Genomic DNA, 17,275 nt, shown 5'->3' with positions numbered 1-17,275 from the left:
CTGGACTAAAAATGGCTTAAATCGCTAATTAGTTATGAATAGAAAAGCCCATTCTTTCGTGAGTCTAATTGAGACTCAAACACGAAAGAATGGGCTTTTCAGTAGGGAATTCTGCGGTGGAGAGCAGCTCACCAGAACTCAAAAATATAGCTTTAACGGAAATGGCCAGCGGCGGTAGTCCAAAATGGGCCACCCAGCTAGAGATCTCTGCGCCATCCGCTGCACCAAAGTGTTAGGCAGAGCAAAGCTGGACTGGGCAAGTTGCGAAAAGAGCCAATTACATAAGGCACTATTTTGCTGTTCAAGTAGTTCTCCCTAAATGTATTTGAAGCCCTTGCATTTGGTAGAAATTGTTGAGTCCAACTCTCAAACAATTAATAAGCTCAATGGCATCAATCGTATCATTATGAGGTCTTTCTAGATAAATATTGTCGTTTCTATCGATAAAGAGATCGTGCATTTTACCATTATCTAGTGTCACCACTTTCCAGTCTATAACCGTGACCAAGTTACCCTGAGAATCAGTAATACTTGCAAACATAGGTAAGTTCTATCTCCAAAAAATCAAACTTAGTACGGTTAAATAGTCCAAGTATTAAAACCTTCTATTCAAACCGAAACGCTTTGGCTTGTGGGCCTAACGGTTCGGGTCAGCGGTCGCTAGGGTTTCTGTATCCCACCCAAGCGGCTTCAATCAATCCGCTGCACCCGAATTGTTAGGTAGAGCGTTATCCCTGAATCATAGTCCACTTACTCCTCGAAACTGCGAAACCACTCCAATTACATCCTTAATTTGATGCTTAAACTGTAATTTACTAATTTCCCATCTTGCTTTTTTGAATAAGCTTGTTGGATCATCATCTGCGTTATCTTGTATTTTTGTGGAAATTGAAGATAAAACCTCACGCAATGAATCAAAAGACTGCTGTACAGAAGTATCGCTCAAAGCATATTTTTGATAGTACAACAAACCAGATTCAAAGCCAAAAAGGACAAAAATTGGTAGCTTCTGACTATCTTTGATGTCAAACCAAGACAATACTTCTTTATTTTTTGAAGGCTCTTTCCAAATTGGAACTAACATACCTATCGTTCCTGGCGGCAAATCAGGATACTCTAGTTTTCCACGCAGAAGCATTGTTGCAAAAACTGCAATTGAATCACCGCTTATTTCATCAAGAGCAGCATAGTATTCTTGATCTTTTAAGACTTTAACAATATGGGGATGCGCTTCAGTAAATAGTACGATCCCAAAAAGAGGAAACTTGCCGTAATACTCCAACAATTTATTATTCAAATCTGTTATCACTTCGACCACCTACCAAGTAACGATACTTTTAGAGAACAGAAAATCACATACATTAGTTTAGTTTAAGTAATTTATGGAAACCCGTTGTACTTAAAACTCATCTAGTCACCTTAAAGCACTACCTCCACCGATTACCCCAGCTACCCAACGGCAAAACGCAGCGGCGGCAGATAAGCTTGAACTTAGCACCAGCAGCTTTCAACCGTCCGCTGCCGTGACGTGTTGGGCTGCTGGCTTGTAGTATCATGTAACATAGTAGTGTAATTTCGTTCAAGTGCAGAAGTGGAAGAAGAAATTGATTTAACGAAGCTCGTTATTGAAGTAGACGGTGAACTAATCCAAGAGGGAGCAGAACCATTTCAACGCCCTCTAGCTGCATACATGAAAATCGCACAGCGTTTACAACCTGGGAGCAGTTCCATCCTTCAAAGCGATCCACTTTTCAATGCTGTTAATCACATATACAGCGAATTGTACCGTCCATCGGATCTTCACATGCCACCTATGCACGTGGGCGCATTTATGTTTCGGGACGTGTTCTTTCCTCTGCGGATTCCAGTGATTTATGGCTCACCTGGAATCAATCCAGTCGATTTCCTGACTGATGTACCTGAGATACAAAAGCGATGGTTGTTTACTGAGCAACAATCTGGGCTGGCTTTTTTTGATCAGGTTATTGATCTAATGGATTTTGTATATGGACTCGATGACCTTGAAAAAATAGGACAACTACCAGATAAAACGGTGGAGTGGTGGTATTTGGCAAAACAACAACTTGAGGCAGCAGCAGCAACAGTATTAGGTTCATTTAACAAATATGCTGTAATTCAGAATTGCTGTATTTCGACAGAATTGCTGCTGAAAGGTGCTCTTATGGCTAAAGGAGTTGATGAGAAAACTTTGGCAAGCAAGAAACATGGCTACGGACACAATTTAGAAAACTTGGTAAATAAAACTGCTGAACAGTTGCCCAATTTTGATCGAGAGACTGTATTACTCGTAGTGAACCGGCTTCCAGATTATGTTGAAAGCCGCTATGAAGCCAAAGACTTCTCGCGGTTGGATCTTGGAAGCTTCTTGATGAATACCCAATTCATTGGCGGTGAAATTTTACGTCAGTTTTCCGATCGCAACTTTCGTTCAGACTTTACAGCCACACCAGACGATACTTGGGATTTAACTCATCGAGCGTTTCCAAAACAAACAAAATGATGCGAGTCAGCGAAACCATTCTCTAAATCTTCTTGAGTTGACGCACTGATTAACTGAGTAGATAGCGCTACTCGATCAGCGGCATTGATCTTGAAATGGGGGAACATGACCCAGTGATGAAAATAGCTTTTGAGAAGGTCAAACAATTCAGGATGCAATGGCTTTCTATGAACGAACCGAAGAACCGCGATCGTCATTGATTTATCAGTGCAGTTTTTCCAATAAAGCAATCCATTCGAGTAATCAAGAGGGACATATTTCATATTCTTTCAGTCGTTTGATTATAGGGAGTTTTGCAGTCTCAAGCAGAAGCGCAAATTATTCTCGCATCGTCTCGCAGGGCGATCGAGGGGCGATACCCCTCGCGAGACGCAAAACCCTTGCATAGAAGCAAGGGCGATAAAGGCGATGTAATTTTCAAAACTGGGAAATTTCAGCTTTTTGGGCAGAATTTTGACGTTCTGCCATTTGTCGCGATCGAACCGCGTCCCTGGTTTTCAAGTAATTGGAAAAGCCAAATAATTTTGGTGTCAGGACTGGCTTTGCAAGCATGAATGAACTTCCTAACCTTTCCAGGTGTGCAGTTCTGATTCTCACTCTGCAATTTGATAGCTAATGCCTCAATTTTATCGAGCGTTTCTGTTAGCTCGTCTGACTCATCCTGCTCCTCTGATTCATCTGAATCAAACGATGATGTTGCACCAATTGGATCGCCTGTGCCAGTGAGAGGGGGAACAGAAGCGGGGAACCATTCGCCACTTGCATAAACAAGTGCTGGATGTTGAACGCCGATCAGACTGACTCGCAGTTGTTCTTTCAATTCAGCATTCTGCTTTGTGCCGAGTTTGAAATATCGCGTGTCGCTCATTGCCTTAGCGACTCCTTTCTGTCCCACAAAAATCACCGTCGCATCGTCTCGCGATTCGGAACCGATACCGATGTCAGAACCGCGCAGTTTGACTGAGACAAGGCAGAGGCGATATTTGAGCTTACGAGCGACTGAGACATGTACTCTCAACCAACTATCGACGATCGATTCTGCATCTTTGCCGAGGGCTGCAATGTTGGGCAAAGTATCGACTGATTCTTCTAAGACTCGTAATTCCGGGCTAAATTCAGTCTCGCCATTGCGATACCGATTCTTCCGATTCTCAATGTCGATCAGGTCGCTTTCCATCACTTTCAACATGTCGGCATATTCGACAGCGGCGCTATCCCAATCGCGATCGCGAGCATAAATATCGAATGCGACGATCGAAGGTTGTCTGTCAAATAAAACGTACTTGCCGAGGTATTTCACTAAGCGAGATTTGCCGCCGCCCATTGGGGCAATGATGGCGAGTACTGGATGCTGATCTGAATCGGCAAGTTCTGCCCAATTAAATAGAGGGAGCCGATCCGGTTCTGCGGCAATTGGCTGAACTTGAACCGTTAACTGATCGTCGCGAGTGCGCTTAAAGAGTTGATTCTGCCAATTGGTTAAGCTGATATCGCGAGAATCGTCGAATTGTCGCTCGGCATCGATGGCGATTTTGTGAACTTGCCGCGATAAGAAGGCAGTCGCCAGGGATGAGCCGAACAGAATCATTCTGAATTCTGGCGACTGCGATCGCGTTCCACCCGCAAGTAGACAGAGGGAAATAATCAGAATCGAAACTGCCGCAGACTTAGCGAGAAAGTGAGTTCTGACGAATTGAGAGAGTTCTGACGGGTGAATCGTGCGAGTCATAGCGCATCCCCCAAAGCAAGACCGATCAGGATGAAGACAGCGCGTAAAATTAGCGCGCCGCCCACTTCTGGGATTGTCCAAATTGCGGCGATCGCTCCAGCGGCTGCCACAGTGAGCAGTAAGAAAAATGGCGCTGCAAAATAATCTAGAAATGGCGTGTGACGCATGATTGAGACGATGAAACACGTTGCACTCACCCAACAGACGGCATCGCCCACTGCATCTAAAAAGTAAGGATGGATGAGGGAATCGATCAGGCGGTTCTTAGCCGTGGCGATCGGGTCAAGGCGATTCGAGTCTACTTTGACTTGCTCAACTCGCTTATCTCCGAATAGCGAGTTAGTTTCGATCAAGACTTTGGGTGTGCCGTCATCTTTGGGCATAGCAGCTTGCTCCTGGATGGAATGTGATGAGTAGGCAGGTAATGAGAACGCTGATTGCAATCGCAATTCCGACTGCGGCAGGTAGGTCGATCGAGTTGGCGTAGTGGCGTGATTTTTTCGCCCAATGTTCTGCAAGTTCTGCATAGTCGCGGGCGCTTTGGGTATGAAGTTCGTCAGCTTCAGAGAGTTCGTGCATACTTGTGGGCAGATAGATGAAGAATTTAAAAAACTTAAGGGGACGGGTCTAATGCGCCTTCGCATTGATCCGTCCCCCGTTTTATTTGTGTCATTGGCTCCGATCGTGGATCATAATTGCCCTAGCTCCGTGTGTGTTCAGCGTTACGGGGCGACACTCAGAGAGAGTGACCGCTCTCTCTGGGTCTAGAAGTTTTTTAGAAATGAGTTTTCATTTTTCACGCTCCAAGTTGATCGTTACTGACACTGAAAGCCTAGTTTGTAAGGCTTTCAGTGTTTTTATTTGGGCTACGTCCGAAATAGACAGGCAGATCATGAACAGAACATTCGAGGAAAGAGCAGAGATCCTGAATTTGCTTGATAGTCAATCGTGGCTCACGACTCCCTGAAAGCCAGTAGTAAACCGCTCTCGGAGAAATGTCCAAGACCGTAGCAACCTCTTCAGGTGTTTTTCCTTTCAGTTTCAACAGGCTCATGAACTCAGATTCTTGACGAGTTTTTTTCATCTTAAACTGAACTCTTGTTCATGAACAAGAGTTCAGTTAGAATCCTCTAAGTTGAACTCTTGTTCACTAGACAGCACAACGGCAGCACAAAACCGCGCTTTAGCCTGTGTGACTAAAACACCTTTCACGGTTTCGTGAGGGATTTTGCTGGTTCACAAACAGCGATGCGATCGGAGACAGGCGATCGCAGTTTCGCCCCCATCAAGGCTGAGACTATTCAGTTTTGTGCTGTCTGTGTTGCCTCATTTTCCGATGGATATAACACGTACACATCAGGAGTCCCGATTTTGAGTGATACATACATGACAAACAAAGAAATTCTCAATCGCTTCAGAGCCTTAGCACGTGGACTCATCAGCAATCTCAAGTCTAAAGAAGCGCTTGAACCACTGGATGAGATGAATTGAGCGATTGCACATCCGCATAAAAAAGCGATCGCGCTCCCTGGTAGGCATACGACCGCAAAAAACTAACAAATATTGGGCTAATTATGACTCAAAAACAGATGTACCTAATCAAAGTTGGCGATCGACTCATCAATCTTGATCGCGTCAATCACGCCAAGCACTTCATCCAGCAGGATCACAGCTATCTTGAACTCTGCTTTGACTGTGAAATTGTCCAACTCAGAGACAGCGAAGCTGAGCAGGCTTGGGGTTATCTAGAAACGCTTTGCGAGAAAGTGCTCCTCGAAGCGATCGTCCAATAAAGCGAGAGGACAGAAGTGCCGCAAACACCTCTGTCCCGTTGTTTTTCGCCCATAGGTGGCGTACCAATTTGCAAACAAAACCATGAAACAAGCTCATGCTTAACCGCAATTCTACTGAAAATACCCTCAAAAAGTCAGCCCCTCACCATCGGATCAGCGTCAAAGATGTGATTCGAGATTATCAAGCGGGGTTGCTCACCCCAGCCGGGGCAATCTTCTATCTCATCGCCGCATCTCGCCGCATTGGTCAATCGATTCGAGTCAGCATCAGCCAGATTTGCCGTCAACTCGACCTCAGCAGGGCAACTTATTACCGCGCGATCGGCACTCTTGCAGAGCAGGGAAGACTGAGAATTTCTGCACCCGATGAAATGGAGCTAAGCATCCCAATCTCTACTACTGAGGGAGTTCCAGATTATATTTTTTTGGAAGAATTGTCTCAAATCTGCGACAACTTGTCTCAAAATTGCGACAGAAATTCTCAAATCTGCGACAACCTGTCTCAAAATTGCGACAACTTGTCTCAAATCTGCGACAACCAAGGGCTAGAACCCAGAACCCAAGCGGAGTCTGGATCTCCTCAACTAACTCAACTAGATCAATCTTTTAAACAACTAACTACTGAGTCAGTTAGTCCCCCCACCCACCCAGTTGATCAAAGGTTGAAAGAATCCGGAATTGAATTGACAGAAGCACAGCTTCTTCAGATCGAACACTTCACAGCCGAACAAATTGAACAGGCGATCGCAGTAGTCCAGAACTCAAAGCGAGTACAGGACAAAGTGAAATTCTTCTTCAAGGCATTAAGAAACGGGTGGAGACCCAATCTCCCGCGAGAATCTGCACCCTCAAATTTTGGTGAATGGTTTGATCGTGCGCGCGCTCAAGGTCGCGTAGTCGCCTCAATGATGGGGGGCGATGGCATCCTACGGATTCTGATGCCGGATGAAAGATGGCTGACGCTCGCCGATGCAATTTTGGAGGTGTCCGGGTCATGATGCCAATCGACTACAGCGATCGCATCGCCTACATGCAAGTTTGTCTCGAAATTCTCAGCCAATTTGATCCAGCTGGCAAGTGGAGCGAGCATCAACTGCTGAATAAATGGCACGAAAATCACTACGCTGTCACCCGCAGAGAACTCGCACTTCTAGAAGAATTTCTAGACCAGGAACGCGAGCGAGTAACGCAGACAATTGAAGTCGTTGCGAGGGGAGCATGATCACAGCAACTCAAATCAATGCCGCTCGGGATGCCCTACTGCAAATGATTCGAGGAATGCAAATGAATCTGCCGATTCAAATCCTGATCGAATCGACTCCGACCGCAGAAAGAATCAAACGGCTCAAACGGCATCGCCCCAAATACGTCCAACTCTCGCTATTTGGAGAACCGCCACCGCATGACTGAAACCTGCTCTCACTGGGTTGAAGAATTCCGCAAGGACTTTGTTCAACGCGGTAGCAGTCAAACAACCTGGAATGGCGACTACTGGAAGATTTTGAAGAAATTGCCGATGGAAAGCCCACTTACAGCCACAGTTCTACATGACTTAGTGATTGGAACCACTCCAAACACCAAATCTCGCAAACGTGCCTGTATGGTGGCTCGTCAACTCGCGCAATTCGCGCAGATTGATTACAACCCAAAGCGCTATGAAGGCAAATATTCTCCGGACTCAGTCAATCCCCGTCTCGTTCCATCCGACACGTTGATTTGCTCCGAGTGGAGCAGACTGACAAATCCCGGTTGGAAATGGGTAATTGGAATTTTGGCAACGTACGGACTCAGACCGCATGAAGCATTCCGTCTAGACTTCGATCTACTCCGAACGGGTGACAAAATCCTTCAGGTAGAGAAGAACACCAAAACCGGGAAGCGCCAGGTCTGGGCATATCATCCAGAATGGTTTGAAGCCTTCAATTTGGCTGATGTGCAGTTGCCACCGATCAAACTTGATCGACCCAATGAAGCGATCGGGCGGTCTGTGAATCACTATTTTCGAGATGCCAAAGTGCCTTTCAATCCGATGTTACTCAGACATCGATGGGCAATTCGCTCGCTCGAATATGGCTTAGATTACAAACTCGCTGCTCGTATGATGGGGCACTCGTACGTCGTGCATGAGCGCATCTATCACCGATGGATTGATCGAGTCATTCTGCAAAATGCATACGATCGCACTCTGCAAAATCACCAAACTCCACCGCTACCGCATTCAGAAGACTGAAAAAACAGGGCGAGAGCAAAACTCTCACCCTGTCTTAATTTCAGCTAATACCCCCAAGGGAATTCGAATCCCTGTCGCCTCCGTGAAAGGGAGGTGTCCTAGGCCTCTAGACGATGGGGGCACACCTCGCAGCGCGTTGTTCAGCGCGTTTGACATTTACTAATATAAGCGACAAAACTGTAACTGTCAACACCTAAGTTATTCGATTTTAGAACTTAGGGTTTGAAGCTGCGAGGAAGGGAGCCTTGCAAAAAGAGTCAGTGATTCGTTCTAAATTCGTCAATCAGCCACCCCTAGAACTGTCCTCTGATAGAGCCGCACGATCGAGAAAACCCACTACCGTAAATGGAATATAAGGATCATCTACCGACCCTAGAAGGTACGAGTTTTATTCTGCTATGCTTCTGATTGACTTCATGCGCTCGCCAAAATCCCCCAAATCTCATGGCGTATTGACTCGCCCCGGTCTTTCCATGCCTCTGTCTCAATCTTCCGCTACTGCAAAGGAGCGACTTTGTTCTGCCGAATCCGAGTCAACCGCTCGTCCGCCCGTGGAAATCCCAAATTCTATTGTTCAATCTACCCGCTCGCGCTGTCTTCCGTGGCTGGCTTCTATTGCTTACCCGCTGGCGCGATACCTTGTGCTTCCGTTCTACTTTCGTCGGATTGAAGTCACGGGTCGAGAGCATTTTCCAACGACAGGTCCAGTGATCATTGCCTCAACGCATCGATCGCGCTGGGATGCATTCATGGTTCCTTATGCGGTTGGGCAAGATGTCACTGGACGCGTGTTGCGATTTATGGTGACTGCCGATGAGATTAAAGGGCTGCAAGGTTGGTTTATCCGACGTTTAGGTGGCTTCCCTATCAACACACGTCACCCTGGAATCTCCGCTTTGCGTCACAGCGTTTGTCTCCTTCAGCATGGCGAAGTCTTAGTCATCTTTCCGGAAGGCAATATTTATCGTCAGCCAGCACCGCTTAAACCGGGACTTGCTCGACTTGCACTTCAAGCGGAAGCGAGCCAGCCAGAACTAGATGTTCGGATCGTGCCGATCTCCATCCAATACAGCAAGCCGCTTGTCCCCTGGCGCACCGCCGTCAAAATTCATGTCGAAAAGCCCTTGAGTGCGATCGTCTATGCCTCTGACCATCCCAAACAAGGTGCAAAACGATTAACTGAAGATTTAGAAATCATTTTGCGATCGCTCTCGAACTGCCCATAAAAAAAGAGACGCATCGCTGCGCCTCTTTCGAGTTGAGAAGATGAAACTTAGCGACCGATACCGATATAACGGAAGCCTGCTTCCTCCATCACAGGTTGGTTGAGGAAGTTCCGACCATCGATCAAAATTGGGGTGTTCATCAGTTTTGCCATCTTGATGTAGTCGAGACTGAGGAACTGTTCCCACTCGGTAATCAGAGCGAGTGCATCACAGCCATCGGCTAAGCGCTCTGCATCGGTTTCGACGATCACATCCGAAAGACCATGACGCATTCCGGTCTGAGAAATAATCGGATCGTATGCCTTCACTTTTGCACCGAGCCGAGCCAAGTTCTCAATCACATTCAATGCAGGAGCATCACGCAAGTCATCGGTGTCCGGTTTGAAGGTCAAGCCCAGTAAGCCGATCGTTTTTCCTTTCAAGATTTTCAACGCTTGCTGCAGCTTCTCAACCACGATCAACCGTTGACGCTCGTTGACACTCACTGCAGCCTTGAGCAGTTGAGTTTCGTAACCATAATCATCAGCGGTGTGAATCAATGCCGAGACATCTTTCGGGAAGCAAGATCCACCCCAACCGAGACCTGCTTGAAGGAATTTGCTGCCGATCCGAGAATCTAAACCGATGCCTTTCGCAACCTGGCTCACATCTGCCCCAACGCGATCGCAGATATTCGCCACTTCGTTGATAAAGCTGATTTTGGTTGCCAAAAATGCATTCGCTGCATATTTGATCATTTCAGCTGAACTGAGATCCGTCACAACCACGGGAACTGGAGGCGCAGATTTAACTTCTGCAAATTGACGCTCTACGATCGGAGCATAGAGTTCTTTCATCAATTTGATTGGACGATCGTTGTTATTGCTGCCTAAGACAATACGATCGGGGTTGAACGTGTCAAATACAGCTGAACCTTCGCGCAAGAATTCAGGATTACTGACGACATCAAAATCATAGTCGCCTGTCACCGCACTGGGCATGACTTCATCCACGCCGCCACCTGCTGTCGCGAGGACAGGCTGTGCTTCAGCCTTTTGGCGCTCTGCGATGCCATCAAGCACGATCATTCTCACCCAGTCACCCGATCCAATCGGAACCGTAGACTTATTCACAATCACCTTATAGCCGCCTTTGAGGTTTGAGCCGATGCCCCGGGCTACTGCTTCAACATAGCGGGTATCACTTTCCCCGTTTGGTAATGCAGGCGTGCCAACCGCAATAAATAAAATTTCGCCATGTTCAACACCCGCTGCGATATCAGTGGTAAATTCCAAGCGTCCAGACTGAATGGACGACTGCATGATTTCAGACAATCCGGGTTCAAAAATTGGGGACTGTCCCGCCTGCATCAACTTGACTTTTGCTTCGTTGTTGTCTACGCAAATGACGTGATGACCAATATGCGAAAGGCAAGCACCTGTTACCAAACCTACGTATCCTGTTCCAATAACGCAAACGCGCATAACTCTAGACTCCTCAAAACAAAGGTCAGTTTATTTCTCGCTAGCATTCCCGAATTTCAGAAATTCGGGAATGTTTGATTAATGCGTGGTGATGCTAGCCGCATCCAATTGAGATTGTGCTTCGGAAGCTTCAATACGGCTGCGAAAATCTGCGATCGTGCGCTCTAATCCGTCTCTCAGCGAGATTGTCGGTTGCCAACCTAGGTGCGTTTGAGCACGAGTGATGTCCGGCTTGCGACGACGCGGATCATCTTGCGGCAGTGGCTCAAATTTCAACGCAGCTTCAGGATTGACCATATCCTGAACCGTTTGCGCGAGCTGTAAAATTGTATACTCGCCTGGGTTACCCAGGTTCACAGGCCCAATAAAGTCGCCATTCATCAAGCGATAAAGTCCGTCTACGAGGTCGGAGACATAGCAGAAGCTGCGAGTCTGAGATCCATCTCCGTAAACTGTTAAGGGAATCCCACGCAGTGCTTGAACGACCAGATTGCTGACAACGCGACCGTCGTTTTCGAGCATTCGAGGCCCATAGGTATTGAAAATTCTGGCAACACGGATATCAACATCGTTTTGGCGATGATAATCAAAGGCAAGGGTTTCCGCGACTCGTTTCCCTTCGTCGTAGCAGCTGCGAATCCCGATCGGGTTGACGTTACCCCGATATTCTTCCGTTTGAGGATGCACTTCTGGGTCGCCGTAGACTTCTGAAGTGGATGCCAGCAGAAATCTTGCCTTGACACGCTTCGCCAATCCCAGCATGTTGAGCGTGCCCATCACGTTGATTTTGACAGTTTTGACTGGATTGTACTGGTAATGAACGGGTGAGGCAGGACATGCCAAGTGATAGATCTGATCAACTTCGAGCCGAATCGGTTCTGTAATATCGTGACGGATCAATTCAAAATTGGGATTTCCTAGCCAATGTTGAATATTGCGTTTATGTCCGGTATAAAAGTTATCCAAGCAAAGCACTTCATGACCTGTGTTCATGAGGCGATCGATTAAGTGAGAGCCAATAAAACCCGCACCACCAGTGACAAGAATTCGCATAAGTCCAGAATCTGTTGAAGTTGCAAACGAACGAGGGTCGGAGTTGCAAGGTGCTCAATCTTACGATTGAGTCAACTCTTGCTTGCCAAGATTGTACCCATTAAATTAACGAGCATCGCGGAGTGCATCCGGATGGAGCAAGCGGAAAGAGCTGATGTGAAACGAGCTTTTGCAGTTAGCACCATAGCAGAAGCCTTTGAAATGGGGGGTTCGTGTCGATCGAGTTCACCGAATCTTCAATCCCCAAATGAAAATCGCTCCAACTTTTTGGGTAGGAGCGATTCGAGCGTGTTAACTTTGTTCGTTTGAGAGTCGAAGCACTGCCATAAAAGCTTCTTGGGGCACATCGACCGTCCCGATCGCTTTCATGCGCTTCTTGCCTTTCGCTTGTTTTTGCAGCAATTTCTTCTTCCGTGAGATGTCACCGCCGTAGCATTTGGCTAGGACATCTTTACGCAGCGCCGGGATATGTTCACTGGCGATAACTTTGCTGCCGATGGCGGCTTGAATCGGGATTTTAAATTGATGGCGTGGGATCAGTTCGCGAAGTTTCTCTGTAAGCGCACGACCGACTCCATAGGCTTTGTCGCGGTGAACAATCGTTGCCAGCGAATCGACCGGATCACCGTTGATCATGATATCCAACTTCACCAACGCGTTTTCTCGGTAGCCGATCAGTTGATATTCCATGCTGGCGTACCCGCGCGATCGTGACTTCATCTGATCAAAGAAGTCTGTGACGACTTCTGCGAGCGGCAATTCATAAATCAGCGTGGTGCGTCCAGGGGTGAGATACTTCATATCTTTGAAGACCCCACGCCGATTTTGGCAGAGTTCCATCAACGTCCCCACATACGTTTCAGGCGTGATGATATCGACTTGAACATAAGGTTCTTCGATCTTTTCGCGCTCGGTAGGTGAGGGAAGTTTACCTGGATTATCGATCAAGACAACTTCGCCTTTGATCGTAGTGACTCGATAAACCACCGAAGGCGCAGTGATAATTAGATCCAGGTTATATTCGCGTTCTAGCCGTTCTTGGACAATTTCCATGTGCAGCAAGCCGAGGAAGCCACACCGGAAGCCAAAGCCCATCGCACTGGAAGTTTCTGGCTCAAAATTCAATGCAGCATCGTTGAGCTTTAATTTGTCGAGTGCTTCTCGCAATTCTGGGAACTGGTCGGCATCGGTCGGGAACATGCCGCAAAACACCATCGGTTTTGCTTCGATGTACCCAGGTAGAGGTTCAGAAGCTTTCTTCGCCGAGAGGGTAATTGTGTCGCCGACTCGTGCATCTTCTACTGCTTTAATCGAAGCCGCAAAATAGCCCACTTCACCTGCATGAAGTGAATCAACCTGGACTTGAGTGGGAGAGAGAACGCCCAGTTCATCGATCTGATATTCCTTACCCGATGCCATCAGATAGACTTTATCGCCTTTTTTCACCTGGCCATCGACGACCCGGAAATAGACAATGACACCGCGATAAGCATCGTAATAACTATCGAAAATCAGAGCGCGGAAGGGATCGTTGGTTGTGTCTGCAGGGGGCGGAACTTTTTGCACGATCGCTTCTAAAATGTCGGGCACACCAATGCCTTCTTTTGCCGATGCCATGATCGCTTCCGAGCAATCTAACCCAACGACATCTTCGATTTCTTGGCGCACGCGATCGGGTTCTGCGCCGGGCAAATCAATCTTGTTCAGAACCGGAATGATTTCCAAATCGTGTTCCAGTGCCAGATAGACGTTTGCCAGCGTTTGAGCTTCCACACCTTGAGAGGCATCGACGACGAGGAGCGCACCTTCGCACGCTGCGAGCGATCGCGAAACTTCGTAAGAGAAATCGACGTGTCCGGGAGTGTCGATCAAGTTCAACACATACTGCTGTCCATCTTTTGCGGTGTAATTCATTCGGGCAGCTTGCAGTTTGATCGTGATCCCGCGCTCCCGCTCCAGATCCATACTATCGAGGAACTGTTCTTTCATTTCCCGTGCGGTCACGGTTCCCGTTTCTTGGAGCAAACGGTCAGCCAGCGTAGACTTGCCGTGGTCGATATGAGCAATGATCGAAAAATTGCGAATGCGGTTGACGGGTACGTCAGTCATAAACTTCAGAAGGTGCAGGAGCAAAGGACAGGCACTCTCAGACAAAAGAGATGCTTAAGATATTTTAATGCTTTCTTCACTGAGTTCGAGAATTTGAGAGGCTATTAATAAAGAAACATCAGTTACGATAATTTCTCCTGGTGTCAAATTTGCCTCGAAGCTATCAATGAAAAAATGTTAAAACTTTGATGAATCTAGGTAAAAAACGGTACATCCATTTTATGGGGAAAGATCGCAACTGGGTGATTTTTACTGAATTGCCCCGACTCTTCAACCAACCTTCTCAGAGAAGGTGATTGCCTTATGAATGATAAAGTTCAAATTCCCGATCGACACAAAACCGAATTAGCCATTCAGATTGATTCTGATCTGTTGGATCAAGTCCGTCATTTGACGAACGATCCAAGCAAAGTGGTGGAAGTGGCGTTGCGGCAGTGGTTGAGAAGCGAAATGTACCGGGACGAAGATAATGCGCGGACGCTGCCAAGAAATCCACCTTTGCCTCCCCGAGGGGAATGGAACGATTAGGATAAGAAGTGAGCGATCGGGCATTGTGATCGGGCTATCTAGGTTAGGGTCGCGTTTGTGATGCCAGGTGTTGTTGCTTCGAGATTCAGGTCAAATGGTCACTTCTGTGGATCTTTCTACTTCTCTGTCTGATTCTTCTTACTCGATTGACTCGTCCGCTTCTGATTCTGCTGCACCCAGGGTTGCAGAGTTGATGATGATCCAAGATGCGGCGGGAGTTTTGATTGCGTTCGACTGGCAGAGGGCAGCAGATTTTCAGATTCAACCTGAGCATTTGTTGGGCAGATCGATTCAAGCCGCATTTGCACCCGTCTCTCGTTCAACCTATCTCGATCGTCTGAAACGAGTGCTTGCCTCTCAAACGCCTGAACAGTTTCGATGTCTGTTTGAGTGCGGCGATCGCACCGTTCTCTTCGACTTGGTGATGAGTCCGGTAATTTTGCCAAATGGAACAGCGGCGCTCGTTGCTGTGACTGGCGAACAGGCGAATGAGCTAGATGAGATGCGATCTCCCTTGCAAGCAGTTGAATTGTCGCGTGGCAATTCGCTCGATCGCTATCAGCAGCTTTTGACCCAAATTGTCTGGAATGCACGCCAGAATTTAGACCTCTCGACGATTTGGCAGGTCACCGTAGACGGATTGGGCATGGCACTCGATGTCAGTCGGTGTGTGATTTGTCCCTATGATTCCAAGCGATCGAGCATTAAGTCGGTGGCAGAATTTCGTCAAGATTGCATGACTTCATTGAAAGGGGCAACGTTTGACATTCAGAGCGATCCTTTACTCCAGAAAGCTTTGACGACGTTGAACCCAATTCGGGCAGTGCGCCAAGCTCCCGAAGAGATTGAATTAAATTCGAGTCTGGATGTTCCTCAAACGCGCTTGCTGGTCGCCACCCATTATCAGGATCAGCCGAATGGGGTGATTATTCTCGATCAGTGCGATCGCGATCGCGTTTGGACGCAAGCGGAATTAGATTTTGTGCAGGAGTTAGCCGATCAGGTGGGAACCTCGATCGCTCATGCGGCATTGTTGATTGAACTGCAACGTGCGAATGATAATTTGATGCTGAAGCACCGCGAACTCGATGAAGCACGCCATCAAGCCGAGGAAGCGTCCAGACTCAAGAGTGAATTTTTAGCCAATACCTCGCATGAGTTGAGAACGCCGCTGAATGGAATGATTGGCTTTTTGAAGCTGGTTCTCGATGGGATGGCAGAAGATCCCCAGGAACAGCGAGAATTTATCGAAGAAGCTCATCGATCGGCGATGCACTTGCTGGACATCATTAACGATGTCTTGGATATCGCCAAGATCGAAGCCGGGAAGATGCAGATTGAATGCAGCCCCGTGAGTTTGCAAGAATTACTCGATCAAGTGGAAACGATGACTCGAACTCAGATTCGCCAGAAGAATTTGAGTTTTGAAGTGCAAATGCCTCAAACGCACGATGAAATCGTCGTATATGGCAATTATCAGCGTTTGCTTCAGGTGTTATTGAATTTGATGGGAAATGCGATCAAGTTCACCAATGAAGGCGGTGTGACGGTGAGTGCCGAGGTGATTAAGAAGCGAATCGTCGTACAGGATGAGGAGTTGCCTGGACTGGTGAAGATTCGGGTCGCAGATACCGGAATTGGGGTTTCGTTAGATAAGCAAGACAAACTGTTCCAATCGTTCAGTCAAGTCGATGGATCACTGACGCGGCAGTATGGCGGAACGGGTTTAGGGTTGGCAATTTCTCAGAAATTGGTAGAAGCAATGGGTGGAGTTGTGAACTTCTACAGTATGGGCGAAGGCTTGGGATCGACTGTGACGTTTACAGTGCCGTTGTATCAAGAGCCTGTGATGATTGCAGCAGATTAAATCGAGCCTGCTTGAATTCAAGGCTGGATGAAGTTCAATCCTACAAGCGAGTTTGTGCCAAATTCTCTAAACTAGAACAAGAGAAGTAACGGAGATCTAGGATGACGACTGTGCAAACCGATGCTCGCGCTTTATTTCGGGCTGCTTACGAAAATCGGTACACCTGGGATGAGAATTTTCCGGGCTATACCGCAGATGTAACCTACCGCGAAGGCGATAAGACTTACAACGCAAAGTGCCGCATCAATCCTGATTTCACCTTTGATGTATTTGACATTGAAGACGGAGAAGGCAAGAAAGCGATTCACGGGCAAGTTTGGGAAATTGCAGTGCATCGGGTTCGTCGGGCTTTTGAAGCGACGCATGGCGAGAATACATTTACGCTCGGCGCAACTGATCCAGATGGGAGCGTTGAGCTTTTAGTCGGTGGGAAGGGAGAAGGCGATCGCTATAAAATTCGCAATAACGAAGTCAGCCTCGTGCATCGTCACATTCATGGTGTCGTCGTGACGATTAATACCTTCAGCAGTCACGATACGGGCAGTGGCTATCTCTCGCATCGCTACGATTCGATCTACAGCGATCCGAAGACTGGCGCAGTCAAAGGCGCAAGAAGCGAATTTGAAGACCTGTACGAAGAAATCGGTGGGTATTACATTCTGACCAGCCGGACGATCAAAACTGAACAGCATACGAGCGAATTTTCGTTTGCGAATGTGAGATTGTTGGAACCTGCGAGCGTGGCTTAGTAGAGGG

General features: G+C 47.3%; 19 protein-coding genes and 1 tRNA gene. 11 read left to right on the top strand and 9 right to left on the bottom strand.

Annotated features, from left to right (window positions below; genetic code table 11):
- Positions 1-739: 739 nt before the first annotated feature.
- On the bottom strand, positions 740-1,309 hold the full coding sequence (locus tag ACMUEV_RS15330) for a hypothetical protein (RefSeq protein WP_190652448.1): 570 nt from the start codon (positions 1,307-1,309) through the stop codon (positions 740-742).
- Positions 1,310-1,591: 282 nt separating this feature from the next.
- Between ACMUEV_RS15330 and ACMUEV_RS15325 the strand changes: the two genes are divergently transcribed.
- The gene (locus tag ACMUEV_RS15325; protein WP_190652449.1) at positions 1,592-2,521 is read left to right on the top strand and encodes a hypothetical protein; all 930 of its coding nucleotides are present in this window, start codon (positions 1,592-1,594) and stop codon (positions 2,519-2,521) included.
- A 433-nt stretch (positions 2,522-2,954) separates the two neighbouring features.
- On the opposite strand, the gene ACMUEV_RS15320 is transcribed toward ACMUEV_RS15325, so the two are convergent.
- The 4 genes from ACMUEV_RS15320 to ACMUEV_RS15305 all read right to left on the bottom strand — a co-directional run bounded on the left by ACMUEV_RS15320 (position 2,955) and on the right by ACMUEV_RS15305 (position 5,304).
- Positions 2,955-4,250 carry a hypothetical protein gene (locus ACMUEV_RS15320; RefSeq protein ID WP_190652450.1) on the bottom strand — a complete coding sequence of 432 codons (1,296 nt, stop codon included), beginning with the start codon at positions 4,248-4,250 and terminating at the stop codon, positions 2,955-2,957.
- Positions 4,247-4,633, bottom strand: coding sequence for a hypothetical protein (locus tag ACMUEV_RS15315; RefSeq protein WP_190652451.1), 387 nt, complete (start codon positions 4,631-4,633; stop codon positions 4,247-4,249). The genes ACMUEV_RS15320 and ACMUEV_RS15315 overlap by 4 nt, the downstream gene beginning before the upstream one ends.
- The gene (locus ACMUEV_RS15310; RefSeq protein WP_190652452.1) at positions 4,620-4,829 is read right to left on the bottom strand and encodes a hypothetical protein; all 210 of its coding nucleotides are present in this window, start codon (positions 4,827-4,829) and stop codon (positions 4,620-4,622) included. Before ACMUEV_RS15310 ends, ACMUEV_RS15315 begins: the two co-directional genes overlap by 14 nt.
- Positions 4,830-5,082: 253 nt before the next feature.
- A complete protein-coding gene (locus ACMUEV_RS15305; protein ID WP_415354788.1) occupies positions 5,083-5,304 on the bottom strand; it encodes a helix-turn-helix domain-containing protein in 222 nt (73 codons plus the stop codon).
- Between the two features lie 194 nt (positions 5,305-5,498).
- Here ACMUEV_RS15305 and ACMUEV_RS15300 point away from each other — a divergent pair, with 194 nt between their 5' ends.
- From ACMUEV_RS15300 to ACMUEV_RS15275, 6 genes are all read left to right on the top strand, one after another.
- On the top strand, positions 5,499-5,741 hold the full coding sequence (locus tag ACMUEV_RS15300; RefSeq protein ID WP_190652454.1) for a hypothetical protein: 243 nt from the start codon (positions 5,499-5,501) through the stop codon (positions 5,739-5,741).
- A gap of 83 nt (positions 5,742-5,824) precedes the next feature.
- A complete protein-coding gene (locus tag ACMUEV_RS15295) occupies positions 5,825-6,043 on the top strand; it encodes a hypothetical protein (RefSeq protein WP_190652455.1) in 219 nt (72 codons plus the stop codon).
- Between the two features lie 95 nt (positions 6,044-6,138).
- Positions 6,139-7,041, top strand: coding sequence for a hypothetical protein (locus ACMUEV_RS15290; RefSeq protein WP_190652456.1), 903 nt, complete (start codon positions 6,139-6,141; stop codon positions 7,039-7,041).
- Positions 7,038-7,265 carry a hypothetical protein gene (locus ACMUEV_RS15285; RefSeq protein ID WP_190652457.1) on the top strand — a complete coding sequence of 76 codons (228 nt, stop codon included), beginning with the start codon at positions 7,038-7,040 and terminating at the stop codon, positions 7,263-7,265. Before ACMUEV_RS15290 ends, ACMUEV_RS15285 begins: the two co-directional genes overlap by 4 nt.
- A complete protein-coding gene (locus ACMUEV_RS15280) occupies positions 7,262-7,453 on the top strand; it encodes a hypothetical protein (RefSeq protein WP_190652458.1) in 192 nt (63 codons plus the stop codon). Before ACMUEV_RS15285 ends, ACMUEV_RS15280 begins: the two co-directional genes overlap by 4 nt.
- Positions 7,446-8,273 carry a site-specific integrase gene (locus ACMUEV_RS15275; RefSeq protein ID WP_190652459.1) on the top strand — a complete coding sequence of 276 codons (828 nt, stop codon included), beginning with the start codon at positions 7,446-7,448 and terminating at the stop codon, positions 8,271-8,273. The genes ACMUEV_RS15280 and ACMUEV_RS15275 overlap by 8 nt, the downstream gene beginning before the upstream one ends.
- A 48-nt stretch (positions 8,274-8,321) precedes the next feature.
- Here ACMUEV_RS15275 and ACMUEV_RS15270 read toward each other — a convergent pair.
- Positions 8,322-8,394 (bottom strand) — tRNA-Glu (locus tag ACMUEV_RS15270).
- Between the two features lie 277 nt (positions 8,395-8,671).
- Between ACMUEV_RS15270 and ACMUEV_RS15265 the strand changes: the two genes are divergently transcribed.
- Positions 8,672-9,499: a lysophospholipid acyltransferase family protein gene (locus ACMUEV_RS15265; protein ID WP_017288264.1), complete on the top strand. Its 828-nt coding sequence runs from the start codon at positions 8,672-8,674 to the stop codon at positions 9,497-9,499.
- A 47-nt stretch (positions 9,500-9,546) separates the two neighbouring features.
- Here ACMUEV_RS15265 and ACMUEV_RS15260 read toward each other — a convergent pair whose 3' ends face one another.
- The 3 genes from ACMUEV_RS15260 to lepA all read right to left on the bottom strand — a co-directional run bounded on the left by ACMUEV_RS15260 (position 9,547) and on the right by lepA (position 14,124).
- Positions 9,547-10,962, bottom strand: coding sequence for a UDP-glucose dehydrogenase family protein (locus ACMUEV_RS15260; protein ID WP_190652460.1), 1,416 nt, complete (start codon positions 10,960-10,962; stop codon positions 9,547-9,549).
- A 78-nt stretch (positions 10,963-11,040) separates the two neighbouring features.
- A complete protein-coding gene (locus ACMUEV_RS15255) occupies positions 11,041-12,015 on the bottom strand; it encodes a UDP-glucuronic acid decarboxylase family protein (RefSeq protein ID WP_017288266.1) in 975 nt (324 codons plus the stop codon).
- A gap of 291 nt (positions 12,016-12,306) precedes the next feature.
- Positions 12,307-14,124, bottom strand: a complete 1,818-nt coding sequence (gene lepA, locus ACMUEV_RS15250) for a translation elongation factor 4 (RefSeq protein ID WP_017288267.1) — start codon at positions 14,122-14,124, stop codon at positions 12,307-12,309.
- 303 nt (positions 14,125-14,427) lie between these two features.
- Between lepA and ACMUEV_RS15245 the strand changes: the two genes are divergently transcribed.
- The 3 genes from ACMUEV_RS15245 to ACMUEV_RS15235 all read left to right on the top strand — a co-directional run bounded on the left by ACMUEV_RS15245 (position 14,428) and on the right by ACMUEV_RS15235 (position 17,268).
- Positions 14,428-14,652, top strand: coding sequence for a type II toxin-antitoxin system CcdA family antitoxin (locus tag ACMUEV_RS15245; protein ID WP_017288268.1), 225 nt, complete (start codon positions 14,428-14,430; stop codon positions 14,650-14,652).
- 94 nt (positions 14,653-14,746) lie between these two features.
- Complete coding sequence (locus ACMUEV_RS15240) at positions 14,747-16,519, top strand: sensor histidine kinase (protein ID WP_190652461.1); 1,773 nt, start codon at positions 14,747-14,749, stop codon at positions 16,517-16,519.
- A gap of 101 nt (positions 16,520-16,620) precedes the next feature.
- The gene (locus ACMUEV_RS15235; RefSeq protein ID WP_017288270.1) at positions 16,621-17,268 is read left to right on the top strand and encodes a DUF3386 domain-containing protein; all 648 of its coding nucleotides are present in this window, start codon (positions 16,621-16,623) and stop codon (positions 17,266-17,268) included.
- Positions 17,269-17,275 lie beyond the last annotated feature (7 nt).

Origin of the sequence: Leptolyngbya sp. FACHB-1624, assembly GCF_047649235.1 — a bacterium.
GTDB lineage: Bacteria > Cyanobacteriota > Cyanobacteriia > Leptolyngbyales > Leptolyngbyaceae > Leptolyngbya > Leptolyngbya boryana.
This window is presented reverse-complemented; position numbering and strand designations above follow the sequence as displayed.

Bases quoted from the DNA above. Each gene is read 5' to 3' on its own strand.
- ACMUEV_RS15285 (WP_190652457.1), top strand. From the start codon at position 7,038: ATGATGCCAATCGACTACAGCGATCGCATCGCCTACATGCAAGTTTGT.
- ACMUEV_RS15240 (WP_190652461.1), top strand. From the start codon at position 14,747: ATGGTCACTTCTGTGGATCTTTCTACTTCTCTGTCTGATTCTTCTTAC.
- ACMUEV_RS15280 (WP_190652458.1), top strand. From the start codon at position 7,262: ATGATCACAGCAACTCAAATCAATGCCGCTCGGGATGCCCTACTGCAA.
- ACMUEV_RS15275 (WP_190652459.1), top strand. From the start codon at position 7,446: ATGACTGAAACCTGCTCTCACTGGGTTGAAGAATTCCGCAAGGACTTT.
- ACMUEV_RS15305 (WP_415354788.1), bottom strand. From the start codon at position 5,304: ATGAGCCTGTTGAAACTGAAAGGAAAAACACCTGAAGAGGTTGCTACG.
- ACMUEV_RS15260 (WP_190652460.1), bottom strand. From the start codon at position 10,962: ATGCGCGTTTGCGTTATTGGAACAGGATACGTAGGTTTGGTAACAGGT.
- ACMUEV_RS15265 (WP_017288264.1), top strand. From the start codon at position 8,672: ATGCTTCTGATTGACTTCATGCGCTCGCCAAAATCCCCCAAATCTCAT.
- ACMUEV_RS15315 (WP_190652451.1), bottom strand. From the start codon at position 4,633: ATGCCCAAAGATGACGGCACACCCAAAGTCTTGATCGAAACTAACTCG.
- ACMUEV_RS15290 (WP_190652456.1), top strand. From the start codon at position 6,139: ATGCTTAACCGCAATTCTACTGAAAATACCCTCAAAAAGTCAGCCCCT.
- ACMUEV_RS15320 (WP_190652450.1), bottom strand. From the start codon at position 4,250: ATGACTCGCACGATTCACCCGTCAGAACTCTCTCAATTCGTCAGAACT.
- ACMUEV_RS15300 (WP_190652454.1), top strand. From the start codon at position 5,499: ATGCGATCGGAGACAGGCGATCGCAGTTTCGCCCCCATCAAGGCTGAG.
- ACMUEV_RS15245 (WP_017288268.1), top strand. From the start codon at position 14,428: ATGAATGATAAAGTTCAAATTCCCGATCGACACAAAACCGAATTAGCC.
- ACMUEV_RS15310 (WP_190652452.1), bottom strand. From the start codon at position 4,829: ATGCACGAACTCTCTGAAGCTGACGAACTTCATACCCAAAGCGCCCGC.
- lepA (WP_017288267.1), bottom strand. From the start codon at position 14,124: ATGACTGACGTACCCGTCAACCGCATTCGCAATTTTTCGATCATTGCT.
- ACMUEV_RS15255 (WP_017288266.1), bottom strand. From the start codon at position 12,015: ATGCGAATTCTTGTCACTGGTGGTGCGGGTTTTATTGGCTCTCACTTA.
- ACMUEV_RS15295 (WP_190652455.1), top strand. From the start codon at position 5,825: ATGACTCAAAAACAGATGTACCTAATCAAAGTTGGCGATCGACTCATC.
- ACMUEV_RS15235 (WP_017288270.1), top strand. From the start codon at position 16,621: ATGACGACTGTGCAAACCGATGCTCGCGCTTTATTTCGGGCTGCTTAC.